Genomic DNA, 16,409 nt, shown 5'->3' with positions numbered 1-16,409 from the left:
AAAATTATAACATAATTAAAATTAAATAGTTAATAAGATTAAATATGTATCAGAATGAGAATGACGAGTCACTATAAATATAACAAAAAAGTGACGCATCCTCTTATTAAAGAAATGCGTCACTTTTCTATTTATTTAAGTTGTAGACTTTATTTATAAAATCTAAGCTAGCTTTTTTACCGTTTAGTACATTAGATATATGAGACATACTAAAGCCAGTCCTATTAGAAATATCTTTTAATGTTAAATTATTATTAGTTTTAAACTTAATTATAAACTCACCTATAGTGTCAGTATCTAGATACTCCTAAATCAAATAATCAGTAGAAGTTAAAATTATAGATTTATATAAAGGAACATAGAGTGGAAATAAGTCTATCTTTAACTTTATCATATGTCGCAATACTTACAATATAGGTCAGGATAAATTTATGTATCAAATTTATCCTTTTATTTTACAAATTAATATAAACTACTTAAAATTAGATAAGATTATATACTAATAATTTATTTTTAACTTTAAGATAGGTGGTTGAATTCATAATAATACCAGATTCCCATAGAGCATAACCTCTTTCTGAAATACCGATTAATTTAGAGGCATTTCTTTTAGTTAGTTTATTTTCTAACCTCCAAGAGATAAGCTTGTCCTTAAAGTTATTAGAATTAATTAGAAAATTAGAATAACCTTCACAACATAAAATATTTATATCTAGTATTTTAGATAACTTATTAATTGAATCTAAGCTAGGATAGAACTGTTCAATTTCATAGGAGGCTATCATTCCATGTTGAATACCAACAGCATCAGCTAGCTCATATTGAGAAAGTCCTTTTAATAATCTAAGCTTCTTTAATCTTTGACCAAAGGTATCTTCAGGTAAATTACTATAATCATAAAAGTTATGAATAAACTTTGCATTTAGAAAGTCCATGCAGAAGCTATATGTACAGGAAGCTTAGCTGGTCACAATGCAGCTAGATACTGTGATGGAATGTATTTACTACAACTTCCAACTAATTTATTAATTGGAGACTTTATAGCTTACTCTAATACAGAAATGCATAAAGAAGATGGAGATAAAAAAAGATTTACCTTTGCAGGAAGTTTATATTTCAATAGAATGAAAGAAATAGGTTTTTACACTACAGATGTAGATGCTATTAGAAATAGAGTAAAAGAAGTTGGTCTTGAAGGCGTATATAATAAAAAAATAATTAAGTAATAAAAAGGTCACTGTGAATATTTCGCAGTGGCTTTCTTACATATAAAATAATTACCATAAAAAAATATAAACCATATATTTAAATTATATTATTAAATTTTGGTTAAAATAAAAATTAAAGACAATATATTAGGAGTGTTTAAAATGAAAAACTATTTAGAAAAAATGTTTATTCTAGAAGGAATAATATTAGGTATTATAGGAATATTATTTTTTATAAATCCATTATCAGCGTTATATAATTTTACATCTATTTGTGGAATACTACTAACTGTTTATGGAATAGTAAGAATAATAAGAGGATTTCAAAGTAACTCTAAGTTATATTATGTAATTACAGGTATAGTAGATATATTGTTTGGATTAATAATATGGTATAACCCAATAACTACAACTGGAACACTAATACTTATATATGGTATTTATGCATTGATTAAAGGGGTATATAGCTTGATAATTTCTATTAAATATAAGAAGTTTGAATTAAATGCTTTAACAATATTATCGATTTTATCTATAATATTAGGTTTAATAATACTTCTTTGCCCTATAATGATTTTATTTGTATTGCCATATATACCTTACATTATAGGTACTTATTTTATAGTTATAGCAGTGATTGAAATATATTTAGGATTTAAAATCGACTAATTTTAATATTTATATATTTCACTATAAAGTGATTTTATTTAAGAATTATGTTTTAACCATATAATAAATATAGCTTAATAAAGAAAGGCAAAAAAATTTAATAGAATATATAAAAAATATAAGCTAGATGTTATTTAATAATTCATCTAGCTTATATTTTTTTACTATATATAAATCTAAATAAGTATGACTATATAAAAAATTTATTATTATATTTTAAATAATTAAAGTGTAGATTTTGCTTTAGAGTAATTTTTAAGCTTAGAATCTCAAGGGGTTACGGATAGTGTAGAAGATTAAACTTAAATAGTTTAAATAAAATATCTTCTTCCATTATTTAATATTCATAAATTTAATGTATATACATATAGATTTTGTCATAAAATAAGAATAAAAATATAAGAAGATTTATTATTTTTAAGATTTATTGGTAAATTTAATATGAATAATATGGTCTTGTTTCATAAATATTGTGAAATAAATTTTAGAAAGGTGTAGATAAGCATGAGTATAATGGAATCAGCTATAAAGCTAAATGAAGTTGTTCAAAATATAGCTAGAGAGAAGGGGATAAGCAACGAAGAAGCATGGATAGAAGCTATTAAAGTATACAAAGAAGAATATGAGAATGCAAATAATTAATATTATTAAAAGGATAAATCTACTATGAAATTAGAGATAAAAAGGAGCTTTTTTATTATAATTATTGGTTTTAATAGTTATAATTAAAAAAGCTCTTTTTGTTATAATAATTTTATAACTTCATCTAATATTACACCTATGGAATCATTAATAACTAAATCAGCTTTAGAGTCATAAGGAGTTTTACTTTTATTAATTAAAACCATATTTTTACCTTTAAAATAGTTTATAAAACTTGCTGCAGGATAAACAACTAGAGATGTTCCACCTATTATTAATAAGTCAGAAGAACTTATTGAAGAAATAGTCTTAGATATAATATTATCATCTAAACCTTCTTCATAAAGAACTACATCGGGTTTTATAATATTTTTACAAGTATCACAATATGGGACAATACCATCTAAATTTAACATTTCATCTAAATTGAAGAATTTATTACATTTAGTACAGTAATTTCTGTGTATTGAGCCATGAAGCTCTAAAACATTTTTACTACCTGCCATTTGATGAAGTCCATCTATATTTTGAGTTACTATAGCTTTTAATTTACCAATTTTCTCAAGTTTAGCCAATGCAATATGAGCTTTGTTTGGTCTAGCCTCTTTGTAAACTAATTTATCTTTATAAAATTTATAGAACTCCTCAGGATATCTAATATAAAATGAGTGAGAAACTAGTTGTTCTGGTGTGAAGTTTTTATTAAGTTTTTCATTAAACAAACCTGATGCACTTCTAAAGTCTGGAATATTAGACTCTGTAGATACACCAGCCCCTCCAAAGAAAACTATATTATTACTCTCTTTTATCATATTAGCTAATTTTTTTATACTCATACAATAAACCTCTCTAAATTATATTTCTTAATATTATTATGCACGAATTATTAGGAAAATGAAATAAATTTAGATTATTTATAATTTTAAAAAGGTAAGTAGTAGTCGAAAGCTAAATATATTAGTAAGGAAAGTATTTAAAACCGTATAAATAAAGATAAATTTAAAAGGGATGTGGTTGGGTATGATTATTAGAGAGGGCGAATATCGTATGTTTGAAATATATGCCAGAGAATATAAGAAAAGATTACTTAACGAAAATGCTAATGAACTAGATTGTTTAGAAGCTAAAATGGTTGGAATAAGTAAGATATTAACATCCTATGTAATAGAATTTTGTAGATTAGATATAGAATTTAAAAATAATTCAAAAGAATTACCAGACTCTATTAAATATTTCATAAAAAATGGTAAGCTATTAAAGCCATATGAATATGTAACTAATACAGAGTGGGAAGGGTATTGGAAGAGATGTACTGGAAAAGATTTAGAGTATTTTATTTCATATTTAGAGTACCCGATTATTTATCCAGAACATGAAAATTATTTAGCTAACGGTAAAAATATAGTAAGCATATTTAAATCTGAAACAGGATTTGAAAAAGTTCCTTATAGTATAGTTTGTGCAGAAAATTTGAATAAAAAATACTTTAAATAAAGCTAAAGTTTATGATAATATTTACCAATAATTAATATTATAATATAATTATTGGTATACTTTATATTAATTTACAAAAAGAAGAGAGGGAGAATGTTTGAGAAAAGAAATTGCTTTAACAGCATTAGCAATGGTACCATTTTCTATTTCTCATGCAAATGATGCAGAATTAGTAGGAATTGTCACAGCCGATATTTTAAATGTAAGAAGTGGGCCAAGCTCTAATGAGGAAGTTTTATTTGACGTAAAAAAGGATGAGCAAGTAAAGATACTTGAAACTTTAAATGGGTGGTATAAAATATCGAATAATATAAATAAAGAAGGATGGATATCATCTGAGTACATAAGTATATTTGATAGTGAAGTAAGATCAAACAGATCATCTAATTATGAGAAAAAAGAGGTTTCTGTAGATAATTTAAATATGAGAAGCGGGGCAGGAACTAGCTATAGAGTTATAACTACTCTTAAAAAAGGAGCAGTGGTAGAGGTAATTTCAGAAAGCAACGGATGGAGTAAAATTAAGTATGATGGAAGGATCGGATATGTTTATGATGAGTACTTAGAAGATATAAAACCTTCTTACTCAAATACTACGACAAAAGTGGTAAATACAGATTCGTTAAATGTAAGGAGTGGTCCTTCAACGAGTTACAAAATACTTGGAAAAATAAATAAAGGTATAAAGGTACAGGTTATATCTGAAGAGAATGGATGGTCAAAAATTCTTTATAACAATAAAGAAGCATATGTATCAAGCAGATATTTAGATTCAAGCAACTCTAGTAATAATGGATCTAATGATAGCTCAGTAGGAACGGTAAAAGAAACAAAAGTAGTAAATACAGATTCGTTGAATGTAAGAAGTGGACCATCAACATCATACTCAAAACTAGGAACTTTAGCAAAAGGAACAAAAGTAGGAGTAATATCAGAAAGTAATGGATGGTCAAAAATACTATATAATAATAAAGAAGCATATGTATCAAGCCAGTACTTAGATGAAATATCATCAGGATCAGATGATAACTCAGTAGGAACTGTAAAAGAAACAAAAGTAGTAAATACAGATTCGTTGAATGTAAGAAGTGGACCATCAACATCATACTCAAAACTAGGAGCTTTAGCAAAAGGAACAAAAGTAGGAGTAATATCGGAGAGTAATGGATGGTCAAAAATACTATATAATAATAAAGAAGCATATGTATCAAGCCAGTACTTAGATGAAATATCATCAGGATCAGATGATAACTCAGTAGGAACTGTAAAAGAAACAAAAGTAGTAAATACAGATTCGTTGAATGTAAGAAGTGGACCATCAACATCATACTCAAAACTAGGGACTTTAGCAAAAGGAACAAAAGTAGGAGTAATATCAGAAAGTAATGGATGGTCAAAAATATTATATAATAATAAAGAAGCATATGTATCAAGCCAGTATTTAGATGAAATATCATCAGGATCAGATGATAATTCAGTAGGAACTGTAAAAGAAACAAAAGTAGTAAATACAGATTCGTTAAATGTAAGAAGTGGACCATCAACATCATACTCAAAAATAGGAACGTTAGCAAAAGGAACAAAAGTAGGAGTAATATCAGAAAGTAATGGATGGTCAAAAATATTATATAATAATAAAGAAGCATATGTATCAAGCCAGTATTTAGATGAAATATCATCAGGATCAGATGATAATTCAGTAGGAACTGTAAAAGAAACAAAAGTAGTAAATACAGATTCGTTAAATGTAAGAAGTGGACCATCAACATCATACTCAAAAATAGGAACGTTAGCAAAAGGAACAAAAGTAGGAGTAATATCAGAAAGTAATGGATGGTCAAAAATATTATATAATAATAAAGAAGCATATGTATCAAGCCAGTATTTAGATGATATGTCTTCGGATTCTGCGGGAGGTTCTGGTAATGACAATGATTCATCTTCAGATATTGTAGTATCAGGTCCAGGAACAATAAATAATATATATCTAAACTACACTTTAGAACAACATCTTAGTAGACAAGTTGACAGGGTTAGTGTAGGTGGTAATGTATCAGGAGGGAAACCTGCTACTAAAAGTGAAATAGAAATAAAGTTAAATCCTAATAAGATATTATCAGCTAGCTCATATGGGAAGTTACAATTTTTAAGAATTGATAGATATACTTCTGGTATTACAGCGAGTGAATTGAATAATTTCTTGAATAAAAAGGTATCATCAAGTAATGTATTTTATAATAAAGGTCAACAGTTTATAGACGCAGCTAAAAAGTATGATATAGATGTTATATATTTGGTAGCACATTCTATGTGGGAAACCGGATATGGAAGCTCAAAATTAGCTAAAGGCCAAATTTTAACTAGTTATAAAGGAGAGCCTTTAAGTGAGCCTGTTAAAGTATATAACTTCTTTGGAATAGGAGCTGTAGATGGAAGTGCAAATTTATCTGGAGCTGAGGCAGCATATAAATATGGTTGGACAAGTGTAGATGCTACTATAGATGGTTCTGCTAAATGGATAGCTGCAAACTATATAAAGAATAGTAAGTACAATCAAAATACAGTATATAAAATGAAATGGAATTATAATTATACATATCATCAATATGCTACAGATATAAATTGGTGTAACGGTGTAGCTGGAATAATGGGAAATCTAGTTGGTTATTATGATAATCAAAGTAGTCTAGTATATGATATTTTAAGATATAAATAATAATTTTATAAAAATAGAGGGTGAGCTTTAGCTCAACCCTATTTTTATTGATTAAAAATAAAAAGCGCAATAGATTTATAAGTTATAGGACTAAACTATTACTCATTTAAATAAATTTAGCTCTAATTTAAGCAAAATATCGCTTATATTTAAAAAATACATCTATGTTATGTTCTTTAACAATGCTTTTTAAATTTCCGAAATTATAAGTAGCTAAAGCATATTCTTTTAAGTTATTAAAAATAATTTCATCTTTTTCATTTTCTAAATCAATTATAGTTCTTCCTATATCCCAAGCCCTAGACTCCCTATTTATTAAATTCTTCTTTAGTTCAATAACATACATTTCTAAATCAGATGGTAAATTACTTTTATGAAAATTACTATCGCTAACATCAATATTATATTCTATCAATTTATCAACTATATTAGATAATATGTCAGCATACTCATATTTAGTATTAGATACATTAGGATCTAATATATGACCTACTTCATGGGAAATAACACATTTTGCAATAGTCTTTATATTAGTAGTTGTTATAGCTATATTTTTACTATTAGACCATTTGACAAATGTAAAAAAATTAAAGCAAAAAGATAAAAAACCTTGCCTAGAAACCAATACAAGTTTTAGTTTAGGCAGTGCACATATAGGGATGTTTCCAGAATGGGAGTAGTAAAGATGTACTCTCTTATTAATTTTTAGTTCTTTTATTGTTTTTTTTAATAACTTTTTTTCTCCTAATTCAGAAAAGCAAAGTATTATTTTTCTAAGATCAATTATATATTCATCATTCATTTTAACACCGCCTTGTGTTAGAAGTGGATTTTTCTTATTAATATATAGTATTAAAAAACTTCAATTTGTAGCTATTCCAAATAAAATCTATATTTTTATTAGTAAAAAGTAACCAAATGTGTAATATAAGTAATAAAGGGTATGAGTATATTTACATAATTATTCATGGTTAATCTATTGTTTTACCTGTGTTATAATAGTAATTCGAAGAAAGGAGATATCCATGGACTGCGTAAAAGATTATTTAGATAAATTAGAAATAAATAACTCAGTTTTAACTAAACAACTAAAAGATGTTTATATACAAAAAGTTGTTTATTTTAAAGAAGATAAGATAGTGTATTTTTATTTAGCTTCAAAAGATATAGTACAATATGAGTTGCTAGATAAACTTAGAGAGGAACTTAAATATAGTCTAGATTATTTCAAAGATATAAGAGTTAAAATTAGATACACTGGTTTAGATAGAAAAACTAATAAAGACATTATAAAAAGATATTGGAAAAATATACTTTACATTTTAAAGAGTTTATGCCCTGCAATAGAAGGTTGGTATAAAAAAGTAGAGTATATGTGCTTAGATGATATATTAAAAATTAAGATACCTAAGGAATTGTTCTATGAAAAGTTAATGAGAAAAAATGTTATTCATGTTTTGAATAATTCTTTTATAGAGGAATTAGGTATAGAAATGAAAATAGTTTTAGAAAAAGCTATAGATGATAATATTAGTGTTAGAAAGATAATAGAAAGAACAGATCGTGAAATAGAAGAAAAAATTAAAGCATTAGATTTTGGAAAAATTGAAGAACCGAATGATGAAGAATCAGAGTATGTTATAAAGCCAGAAATTGATGAAAGTTTAATTTACGGTGAAAATGTAAACGTGATGATCGAACCAATTACAAAGTTAAATGTGAATTCTGGTACGACAGGTATAGTAGGTGAAGTATTTGATATAGAGACTAAAGAACTTAGAAATGGTAAAATACTTTTAATACTAGCTGTTACAGATTATACAAGTTCAATAAGTTGCAAACTTTTCTTAAATGATGTAAATAAAGACGGTGTATTAAATGAGATTAAAAAAGGGTCTTACTTAAAAATTAAGGGAGATATAATTTATGATACTTATCAAAGAGAAATAAGTATGACTATAAGTGGAATAAGAAAAGAAGTAAAAGAAGAAAGAAAAGATTTAAGCGAAAATAAAAGAGTAGAATTGCACGCTCATACTCAAATGTCATCAATGGATGCTGTGTGTAATGTAAAAAAATTAGTAGAAAGGGCTGCAAAATGGGGACATAAAGCAATCGCTATAACAGATCATGGTATAGTTCAAGCATTTCCAGATGCTATGGGTGCAGCTAAGGCTAATGGAATAAAAGTACTTTATGGAGTAGAAGGATATTTGGTAGAAGATGATGCACTTATAATTGAAGAACCTAATGATAAGGATTTATCTCAAAGCTTTGTAGTATTTGATATAGAAACCACAGGTTTTTCTAATGTAAATGATAAAATAACTGAAATAGGTGCAGTAAAAATAGAAAACTTTAAAATAGTAGATAGATTTAGTGAACTTATAAATCCACAAAAAGATATATCTTATAAAATACAAGAGCTAACAGGTATAACTAATGATATGGTTAGAGACAAACCAACTATAGAGGAGATACTACCTAAATTTATGGAATTTATAGGAGATAGTGTATTAGTAGCACACAATGCAGAGTTTGATACAGGATTTATATCACAAAAGTGTAGAGAACAAAACTTAGAATATAAAAGTAAAAGTATAGATACTTTAATGTTAGCTAGAATATTGCTACCAAACTTAAAAAGACATAGACTTAATGTTATTGCTAAAGAACTTGGAATACCTCTTCTTAATCACCATAGAGCTGTAGATGATGCTGAGGCCACTGCACATATATTTTTAAAGTTTTTAGATATGATTAAGAAAAAGGGTGCAAATACTTTAGAGGAAGTTAATAATGTTTTAGGAAAAATTGATTATACAAAACTTACTACGAATCATATAACTTTAATAGCTAAAAATTATACAGGACTAAAGAATTTGTATAAAATAGTTTCAGATGCTCATGTAAATCATTTTTACAGAGCTCCGAGAATACTTAGAAGTGTCTTAAATGAGCACAAGGAGGGCATAATAATAGGATCAGCTTGTGAAGCAGGAGTAGTATATCAAGCTGTGAAGAAAAATGCTTCTGATGAAGAGTTAAAAAAAATAATAGATTTATATGATTATATTGAAATAATGCCAATAGATAATAATAAATTTATGATTGACAAAGGTGAAGTAAATGATGTAGAAGAGTTGAGAGATATAAATAAAAGGCTAATTGAGGTAGCAAAGAAATTTGGAAAAATACCAGTGGCTACAGGAGATGTTCATTTCTTAGATAAGCATGATGCTGTTTTAAGGAGGGTACTAAAGTACTCTCAAGGATTTAAATTAGATGATGAAGAAACATACTTACATTTTAGAACAACAGATGAAATGCTAGAAGAATTTAGCTATTTAGGAGAAGAGTTAGCTTATGAGGTAGTAGTTGAAAATACCAATAAAATAGCTGATATGGTAGAAAATATAAAGCCAATACCAGATGATACTTATCCTCCAGTAATAGAAGGATCTGATACAGAGCTGAGAGAAATGTGCTATGCAAAGGCAGAAAGAATTTATGGAAAACCAATACCAGATGTGGTTATTAATAGATTAGATAGAGAATTAAACTCGATCATAAGTAATGGATATGCAGTGATGTATATTATCGCACAAAAGCTAGTTACAAAGTCATTAAGTGATGGTTATCTAGTTGGATCTAGAGGGTCAGTAGGATCATCTTTTGCAGCGACTATGAGTGATATAACAGAAGTTAATCCATTACCAGCTCATTATATTTGTGATGATCCAGAATGTAAGTACTCATATTTCTTTGAGATAGGAGAGTATGGTTCTGGAGTTGATTTGCCAGATAAAGATTGTCCTAAATGTGGTAAACCTCTTAGAAAAGATGGACACGATATACCTTTTGAAGTTTTCCTTGGATTTGAAGGAGATAAGGAGCCAGATATAGATCTTAACTTCTCAGGAGATTATCAGCCTGTAATACACAAGTATACGGAAGAACTATTCGGTGAAGGTTATGTTTATAGAGCAGGTACAATCGGTACAGTTGCAGAAAAAACAGCTTTTGGTTATGCAAGAAAATATATAGAAGAGAATAATATAAATGTTCCAACAGCAGAGGCTCTAAGGCTAGCTAATGGATGTACGGGTGTTAAGAGGACTTCAGGACAGCATCCAGGTGGGGTTATGGTTATACCTCATTATAAAGATGTATACGACTTTACTCCTATACAATATCCAGCGAATGATATAAGCTGTGGAGTTATAACAACACATTTTGACTACCATTCTATAAGTGGTAGAATACTAAAGCTTGATATACTTGGGCACGATGCTCCAACCATGATAAGAATGTTAGAAGATTTAACGGGAATTGTTGCAACAGAAATACCATTAGATGATCCAGAAACAATGTCGTTATTTACATCTACAGAAGCTTTAGGAGTAACTCCTGAGGAAATAAATTGTCCAATAGGTTCACTAGCAATACCAGAGTTTGGTACTAAGTTCGTTAGACAGATGCTTCTTGATACAAAGCCAACTACTTTTGCAGCGCTTGTACGTATATCTGGTCTTTCTCACGGTACTGACGTTTGGCTTAACAATGCTCAAGATTTGGTTAGAGAAGAAATAGTTGGTATAGATGAAGTTATATCAACTCGTGATGATATAATGAACTACCTTATATTTAAAGGATTAAAACCGAAATCAGCCTTTACAATAATGGAAAACGTAAGAAAGGGTAAAGGATTAAAGCCAGAACATATAGAAGAAATGAAAGCTAATGATGTTCCAGATTGGTATATAGGTTCGTGTCAAAAAATAAAATACATGTTCCCTAAAGCCCATGCTGTAGCATATGTTATGATGTCTTTTAGACTTGCATATTGTAAAGTTCATTATCCAGAAGCATTTTATGCAACTTACTTCTCAACAAAAGCAGAGGACTTTGATGCGGATTTAATTGTAAAAGGAATAGATGCGATTAGAGACAGAATACATGAAATAGAATCCCTAGGAAATGATGCATCAACTAAAGAAAAAAATATGCTTACAGTGCTTGAAGTTGCATACGAAATGTATGCTAGAGGTATAAAAATACTTCCTGTAGATATTTATAAATCAGATGCAAAGTTATTCCAAGTTCCAGGTAAGGGTCTATTACTTCCACCAATGATAGCACTACAAGGTGTTGGAGAGAATGCTGCTATTCATATACAAGAAGAAAGAAAAAATGGAGAATTCATTTCTAAAGAAGATTTAAGAAAGAGAACTAAGATTTCTAAAACTGTTATAGAAACTCTTACAAATCATGGATCTTTAGAAGAAATGAGTGATGAAAACCAGCTATCTTTATTTTAAGTTATAAACTATGACATTTAAAAATATTATTTAAAAAAGAATTGTTTTTACTTTTTATAATAACAATGAATTTAAGCATAATAATGATTAAAAATTGATATAATATAAAAAATTTGCAAATAAAAGTATTATATGATATAGTAGTATATAAAATAGTATATTTAGCAAAAACTAAGAGTGAGACCGTAGTGCTCACTCTTTTATTTTAATACTATTAACTTACAACTGAATAGGAGGAAAAATCATGAAGAAAAGTATAGAAGCTACAATAGAAGAATTAGTTCAACCTATAATTGATTCTAATAACTTTGAGCTTGTAGATATTGAATATGTAAAAGAAGCTGGAGAATACTATCTAAGAATTTTCGTAGATAAAGAAGGCGGGATTTCACTAAATGAATGTGAAGTAGTTAGTAGAGCACTAAGCGAAATATTAGATGTAAAAGATCCTATAAAAGACAACTACTATTTAGAAGTATCATCTCCAGGGCTTGATAGACCATTAAAAAAAGAAAAAGATTTTGTAAGATATCAAGGTAGAGATGTTGAGATAAAATTATATAAACCATTAAACGGATCTAAGCAGTTAGAAGCTGAACTTGTTGGATTAACAGAAGATAAAAAAATAAAAGTTATAATAGATAATGAAGAAGTTGAGTTTGATAAAAAAGATGTTGCACTTATCAGACTAGCAATAAAGTTCTAACGGTAAATTAATTAGGGAGGAAATGTGATGAACCACGAATTTATGGAAGCATTAGATGAATTAGAAAAAGACAGAGGCATAGATAAAGATATTCTGATAGATACTATAGAACAGGCTTTATTAACTGCTTATAAGAAAAACTTTGGTTCAGCTCAAAATGTAAGAGTTGAATTTGATAGAGAAAAAGGAGATGTTAGAGTATTCTCTCAGAGAGTAGTAGTTGATGAATCTGATTTATATGATACATTCTTAGAGATAGAATTATATGAAGCAAGAAGAATTAATCCAAACTACGATTTAGGTGATATAATAGAAAATGAAGTTACACCTAAGGACTTCGGAAGAATAGCAGCTCAAACAGCTAAACAAGTAGTTGTTCAAAGGATAAGAGAAGCTGAAAGAGATATAGTATATAATGAATTTATAGAAAAAGAAAACGAAATAGTAACTGGTGAAGTTGCTAGAGTTAGCAAAGGTCTAGTATATATCAACTTAGGTAGAATAGAAGCTGTTATGACTCCAGCTGAGCAAATACCTCATGAAGCGTATAAAGCAGGGCAAAAAATAAAGGTTTATATATTAGAAGTGAAGAAAACTAATAAAGGACCTCAAATAGTAGTTTCAAGAAGTCATCCAGGTTTAGTTAAGAGATTATTCGAGTTTGAAGTTCCAGAAATATTTGAAGGAATAGTTCAAATTAAATCATTAGCTAGAGAAGCTGGTTCAAGAACTAAGATGGCTGTTAAGTCTGTTGATGATAATATAGATCCAATAGGTGCTTGTGTAGGACCAAAAGGTTCAAGAGTTAAAAATATAGTTGATGAGTTAATAGGTGAAAAAATAGATATAATAAACTACAGTGAAGATCCAGCTGAATTTATATCTGCAGCTCTAAGCCCATCAAAAGTTGTTAGAGTAGATGTAAATGAAGAAGAAAAATCTGCTTTAGTGGTAGTTCCAGATTACCAATTATCACTTGCAATAGGTAAAGAAGGACAAAATGCAAGACTTGCAGCTAAGCTTACTAACTGGAAAATAGATATAAAGAGTGAATCTCAAGATACTCAAGATAATGAATAGTAAGGAGGGATATCTTTGCAAAAAATAAAGAAAGTACCTCAACGAAAATGTATAGTTTGTCAAGATAGAGACTCTAAAAAAGAACTTATGAGAATAGTTAAAAATAAAGAAGGCGAAATTTTCATAGACCAAAGTGGAAGAGCTAATGGTAGAGGTGCATACATATGTAAGAGTGTAGAGTGCTTAGAAAAGGCTATAAAAACAAAAGCTTTAAATAGAGCTTTTAAAATAGAAGTTTCAGATGAGGTATATGAAAAACTGCTTGTGGAGTTAAAATCATATGAAAAATAATGAAGAAAAAATATATTCATATTTAGGTCTTGCAACGCGTGCTGGAAAAATAGTTTCTGGAGACGACTCAACTTTATTAGAGTTAAAAAGAGGAAATGTTAAAGTAGTAATAGTTGCAGAAGATGCATCTAATAATACTAAAAAGCTTTTTAAAGATAAAAGCTCATATAGAAATGTGCCTTATGCATATTTTTCAACAAAGTTACAATTAGGTTTTGCAATCGGAAAAGCACCAAGAGCAGTAATCGGTGTTAAAGATGATGGCTTTGCCAATAAAATAGTAGAACTTTTAAAATAAAAAATTCAATAGGGGGTGATCTTGTGTCAAAAACAAGAGTATACCAAATAGCAGAAAAGCTAGGAATGTCAAATGAGGACGTAATAGCGAAATTAAGAGAATTAGAAATACATGTAGAAAATGAAAATGCTGAAATAGACAATGATGATGTAGAATTATTATCTGAGTTAGTAGGAGAAGAAGCTTTAACTAATGATGGTCCTACAGTTACAATAACTGGAAAACTAACAGTTCAAGAAATAGCAAATGCTTTAGAAGTTTCTGCTTCTGAAGTAATCATGAAGCTTATGAAAATGGGAACTATGGCTAGTATAAACCAAGAAGTAAGTGAAGAAATAGCTTCATTAGTAGTTAAAGAGTATGGATATACATTATTAACTTCTACAGTAGATGAAGAAGAGGAGTTATTAGAAATAGATGCTTTAATGGAAATAGAAGAAGATAAAGAAGAGGATTTATTACCAAGACCACCAGTTGTAACAGTAATGGGACACGTTGACCATGGTAAAACTTCTTTATTAGATGCAATAAGATCAACTAACGTAACTAGAGGAGAAGCAGGAGGAATAACTCAACACATAGGTGCTTCAGAAGTTTCAGTTAATGGTCAAAAAATAGTATTCTTAGATACTCCAGGCCATGAGGCTTTCACATCAATGAGAGCTAGAGGAGCACAGGTTACAGATATAGCGATACTTGTTGTTGCAGCAGATGACGGTATAATGCCTCAAACAGTAGAAGCTATAAACCATGCCAAGGCAGCAGAAGTACCATTAATAGTAGCTATAAATAAAATAGATAAGCCAGCTGCAAATCCTGATAAAGTTAAGCAAGAATTAGCTGATCAAGGATTATTAGTTGAAGACTGGGGTGGAGATGTTATAGCAGTTCCAGTATCAGCTAGACAAAAAACTGGTATAGATACATTATTAGAAATGATATTATTAGTTTCAGAAGTGGAAGAACTAAAAGCTAATCCTAACAAAAGAGCAGTAGGTACTGTTATAGAAGCGCAACTTGATAAAGGTAGAGGTCCAGTTGCTACAGTTCTTGTTCAAGGAGGAACTTTAAAGGTTGGAGATCCAATAGTTGCAGGACTTGCAAGTGGTAAAGTAAGAGCAATGATAAACTCTAAAGGTAAGAGAGTTAAAGCTGCAGGGCCTTCTACAGCAGTGGAAATATTAGGTTTATCTGAAGTTCCACAAGGTGGAGATCAGTTCGTTGCAGTTCCAAGTGATAAAATAGCTAGAAATGTTGCTGAAAAGAGACAACAAATAGCTAGAGAAGAGATGTTAAAGTCTAATCAAAGAATGTCACTTGATGATTTCTTCTCTCATATGAATGATGGAGATGTAAAAGATCTGAACATAGTTATAAAGGCAGATGTTCAAGGTTCTGCTCAAGCTGTTAAGCAATCATTAGAAAAGTTATCTAATGAAGAAGTTGCTGTTAGAGTAATTCACTGTGGTGTAGGTGCAGTAAATGAATCTGATGTAATGCTTGCAACAGCATCTAATGCAATAATAATAGGATTCAATGTAAGACCAGTTCCAGGAGCTGAAGAAGTAGCTAAGAAGGAAAATGTTGATGTTAGAACATATACTATAATATACAAAGCTATAGAAGACGTTCAAGCAGCTATGACAGGTATGTTAGATCCTGAATATAGAGATGAAGATACAGGTAAAGCAGAAGTTAGAGAAATATTCAAGATATCTGGAGTTGGTACAATAGCAGGATGCTATGTAACTAGTGGTAAGATACTTAGAGGTGGAAAAGCAAGAATAGTTAGAGATGGAATAATAATCCATGATGGTGAAATTGCTGCACTAAGAAGATTTAAAGATGACGTAAAAGAAGTTAATAATGGTTACGAGTGTGGTTTAAGCTTTGTAAACTATAATGACTTAAAAGAAGGCGACATGGTAGAAGCCTATATAACTAAAGAAGTAGAAAGAAAATTAAAATAGTAAAAGAAGGTCGA

Annotated in this window: 14 protein-coding genes; 11 read left to right on the top strand and 3 right to left on the bottom strand. The window is 28.9% G+C overall.

Annotated elements, in window-relative coordinates; translation table 11 throughout:
* Positions 1-482 precede the first annotated feature (482 nt).
* Positions 483-935, bottom strand: coding sequence for a helix-turn-helix domain-containing protein (locus HF520_RS08970; protein ID WP_168573698.1), 453 nt, complete (start codon positions 933-935; stop codon positions 483-485).
* 60 nt (positions 936-995) lie between these two features.
* On the opposite strand from HF520_RS08970, the gene HF520_RS08965 reads away from it, so the two are divergent.
* The 3 genes from HF520_RS08965 (at position 996) to HF520_RS08955 (ending at position 2,519) form a co-directional block, all read left to right on the top strand.
* Complete coding sequence (locus HF520_RS08965) at positions 996-1,226, top strand: hypothetical protein (RefSeq protein ID WP_168573697.1); 231 nt, start codon at positions 996-998, stop codon at positions 1,224-1,226.
* Between the two features lie 144 nt (positions 1,227-1,370).
* Entirely contained in the window at positions 1,371-1,877 is a 507-nt protein-coding gene (locus tag HF520_RS08960) for a DUF308 domain-containing protein (protein ID WP_168573696.1), read from the top strand.
* A gap of 504 nt (positions 1,878-2,381) precedes the next feature.
* Entirely contained in the window at positions 2,382-2,519 is a 138-nt protein-coding gene (locus HF520_RS08955; RefSeq protein ID WP_168573695.1) for a hypothetical protein, read from the top strand.
* A 101-nt stretch (positions 2,520-2,620) separates the two neighbouring features.
* On the opposite strand, the gene HF520_RS08950 is transcribed toward HF520_RS08955, so the two are convergent.
* Positions 2,621-3,355 (bottom strand): NAD-dependent protein deacylase, encoded by a 735-nt coding sequence (locus HF520_RS08950; protein WP_168573694.1) that lies wholly within the window; start codon positions 3,353-3,355, stop codon positions 2,621-2,623.
* A 211-nt stretch (positions 3,356-3,566) separates the two neighbouring features.
* On the opposite strand from HF520_RS08950, the gene HF520_RS08945 reads away from it, so the two are divergent.
* Together HF520_RS08945 and HF520_RS08940 are read left to right on the top strand one after the other, a co-directional pair.
* Complete coding sequence (locus HF520_RS08945; RefSeq protein WP_207710991.1) at positions 3,567-4,013, top strand: hypothetical protein; 447 nt, start codon at positions 3,567-3,569, stop codon at positions 4,011-4,013.
* Positions 4,014-4,110: 97 nt separating this feature from the next.
* Positions 4,111-6,729, top strand: coding sequence for an SH3 domain-containing protein (locus HF520_RS08940; protein WP_168573692.1), 2,619 nt, complete (start codon positions 4,111-4,113; stop codon positions 6,727-6,729).
* 127 nt (positions 6,730-6,856) lie between these two features.
* Here the strand turns inward: HF520_RS08940 and HF520_RS08935 are convergent, their stop codons facing one another.
* Positions 6,857-7,531: a hypothetical protein gene (locus HF520_RS08935; protein WP_168573691.1), complete on the bottom strand. Its 675-nt coding sequence runs from the start codon at positions 7,529-7,531 to the stop codon at positions 6,857-6,859.
* A gap of 223 nt (positions 7,532-7,754) precedes the next feature.
* Here HF520_RS08935 and HF520_RS08930 point away from each other — a divergent pair, with 223 nt between their 5' ends.
* The 6 genes from HF520_RS08930 to infB all read left to right on the top strand — a co-directional run bounded on the left by HF520_RS08930 (position 7,755) and on the right by infB (position 16,395).
* Positions 7,755-12,050, top strand: a complete 4,296-nt coding sequence (locus HF520_RS08930) for a PolC-type DNA polymerase III (RefSeq protein ID WP_168573690.1) — start codon at positions 7,755-7,757, stop codon at positions 12,048-12,050.
* Between the two features lie 244 nt (positions 12,051-12,294).
* Entirely contained in the window at positions 12,295-12,756 is a 462-nt protein-coding gene (gene rimP / locus HF520_RS08925; protein ID WP_168573689.1) for a ribosome maturation factor RimP, read from the top strand.
* Between the two features lie 27 nt (positions 12,757-12,783).
* Positions 12,784-13,836 (top strand): transcription termination factor NusA, encoded by a 1,053-nt coding sequence (gene nusA, locus HF520_RS08920; protein WP_168573688.1) that lies wholly within the window; start codon positions 12,784-12,786, stop codon positions 13,834-13,836.
* Positions 13,837-13,851: 15 nt separating this feature from the next.
* Positions 13,852-14,127, top strand: coding sequence for an RNase P modulator RnpM (rnpM, locus tag HF520_RS08915; RefSeq protein ID WP_168573687.1), 276 nt, complete (start codon positions 13,852-13,854; stop codon positions 14,125-14,127).
* Positions 14,117-14,425 carry a L7Ae/L30e/S12e/Gadd45 family ribosomal protein gene (locus HF520_RS08910; protein WP_168573686.1) on the top strand — a complete coding sequence of 103 codons (309 nt, stop codon included), beginning with the start codon at positions 14,117-14,119 and terminating at the stop codon, positions 14,423-14,425. The genes rnpM and HF520_RS08910 overlap by 11 nt, the downstream gene beginning before the upstream one ends.
* 23 nt (positions 14,426-14,448) lie before the next feature.
* The gene (gene infB, locus HF520_RS08905; RefSeq protein ID WP_168573685.1) at positions 14,449-16,395 is read left to right on the top strand and encodes a translation initiation factor IF-2; all 1,947 of its coding nucleotides are present in this window, start codon (positions 14,449-14,451) and stop codon (positions 16,393-16,395) included.
* Positions 16,396-16,409 lie beyond the last annotated feature (14 nt).

This window comes from Romboutsia sp. CE17 (genome assembly GCF_012317385.1).
Lineage (GTDB): Bacteria > Bacillota > Clostridia > Peptostreptococcales > Peptostreptococcaceae > Romboutsia_E.
This window is presented reverse-complemented; position numbering and strand designations above follow the sequence as displayed.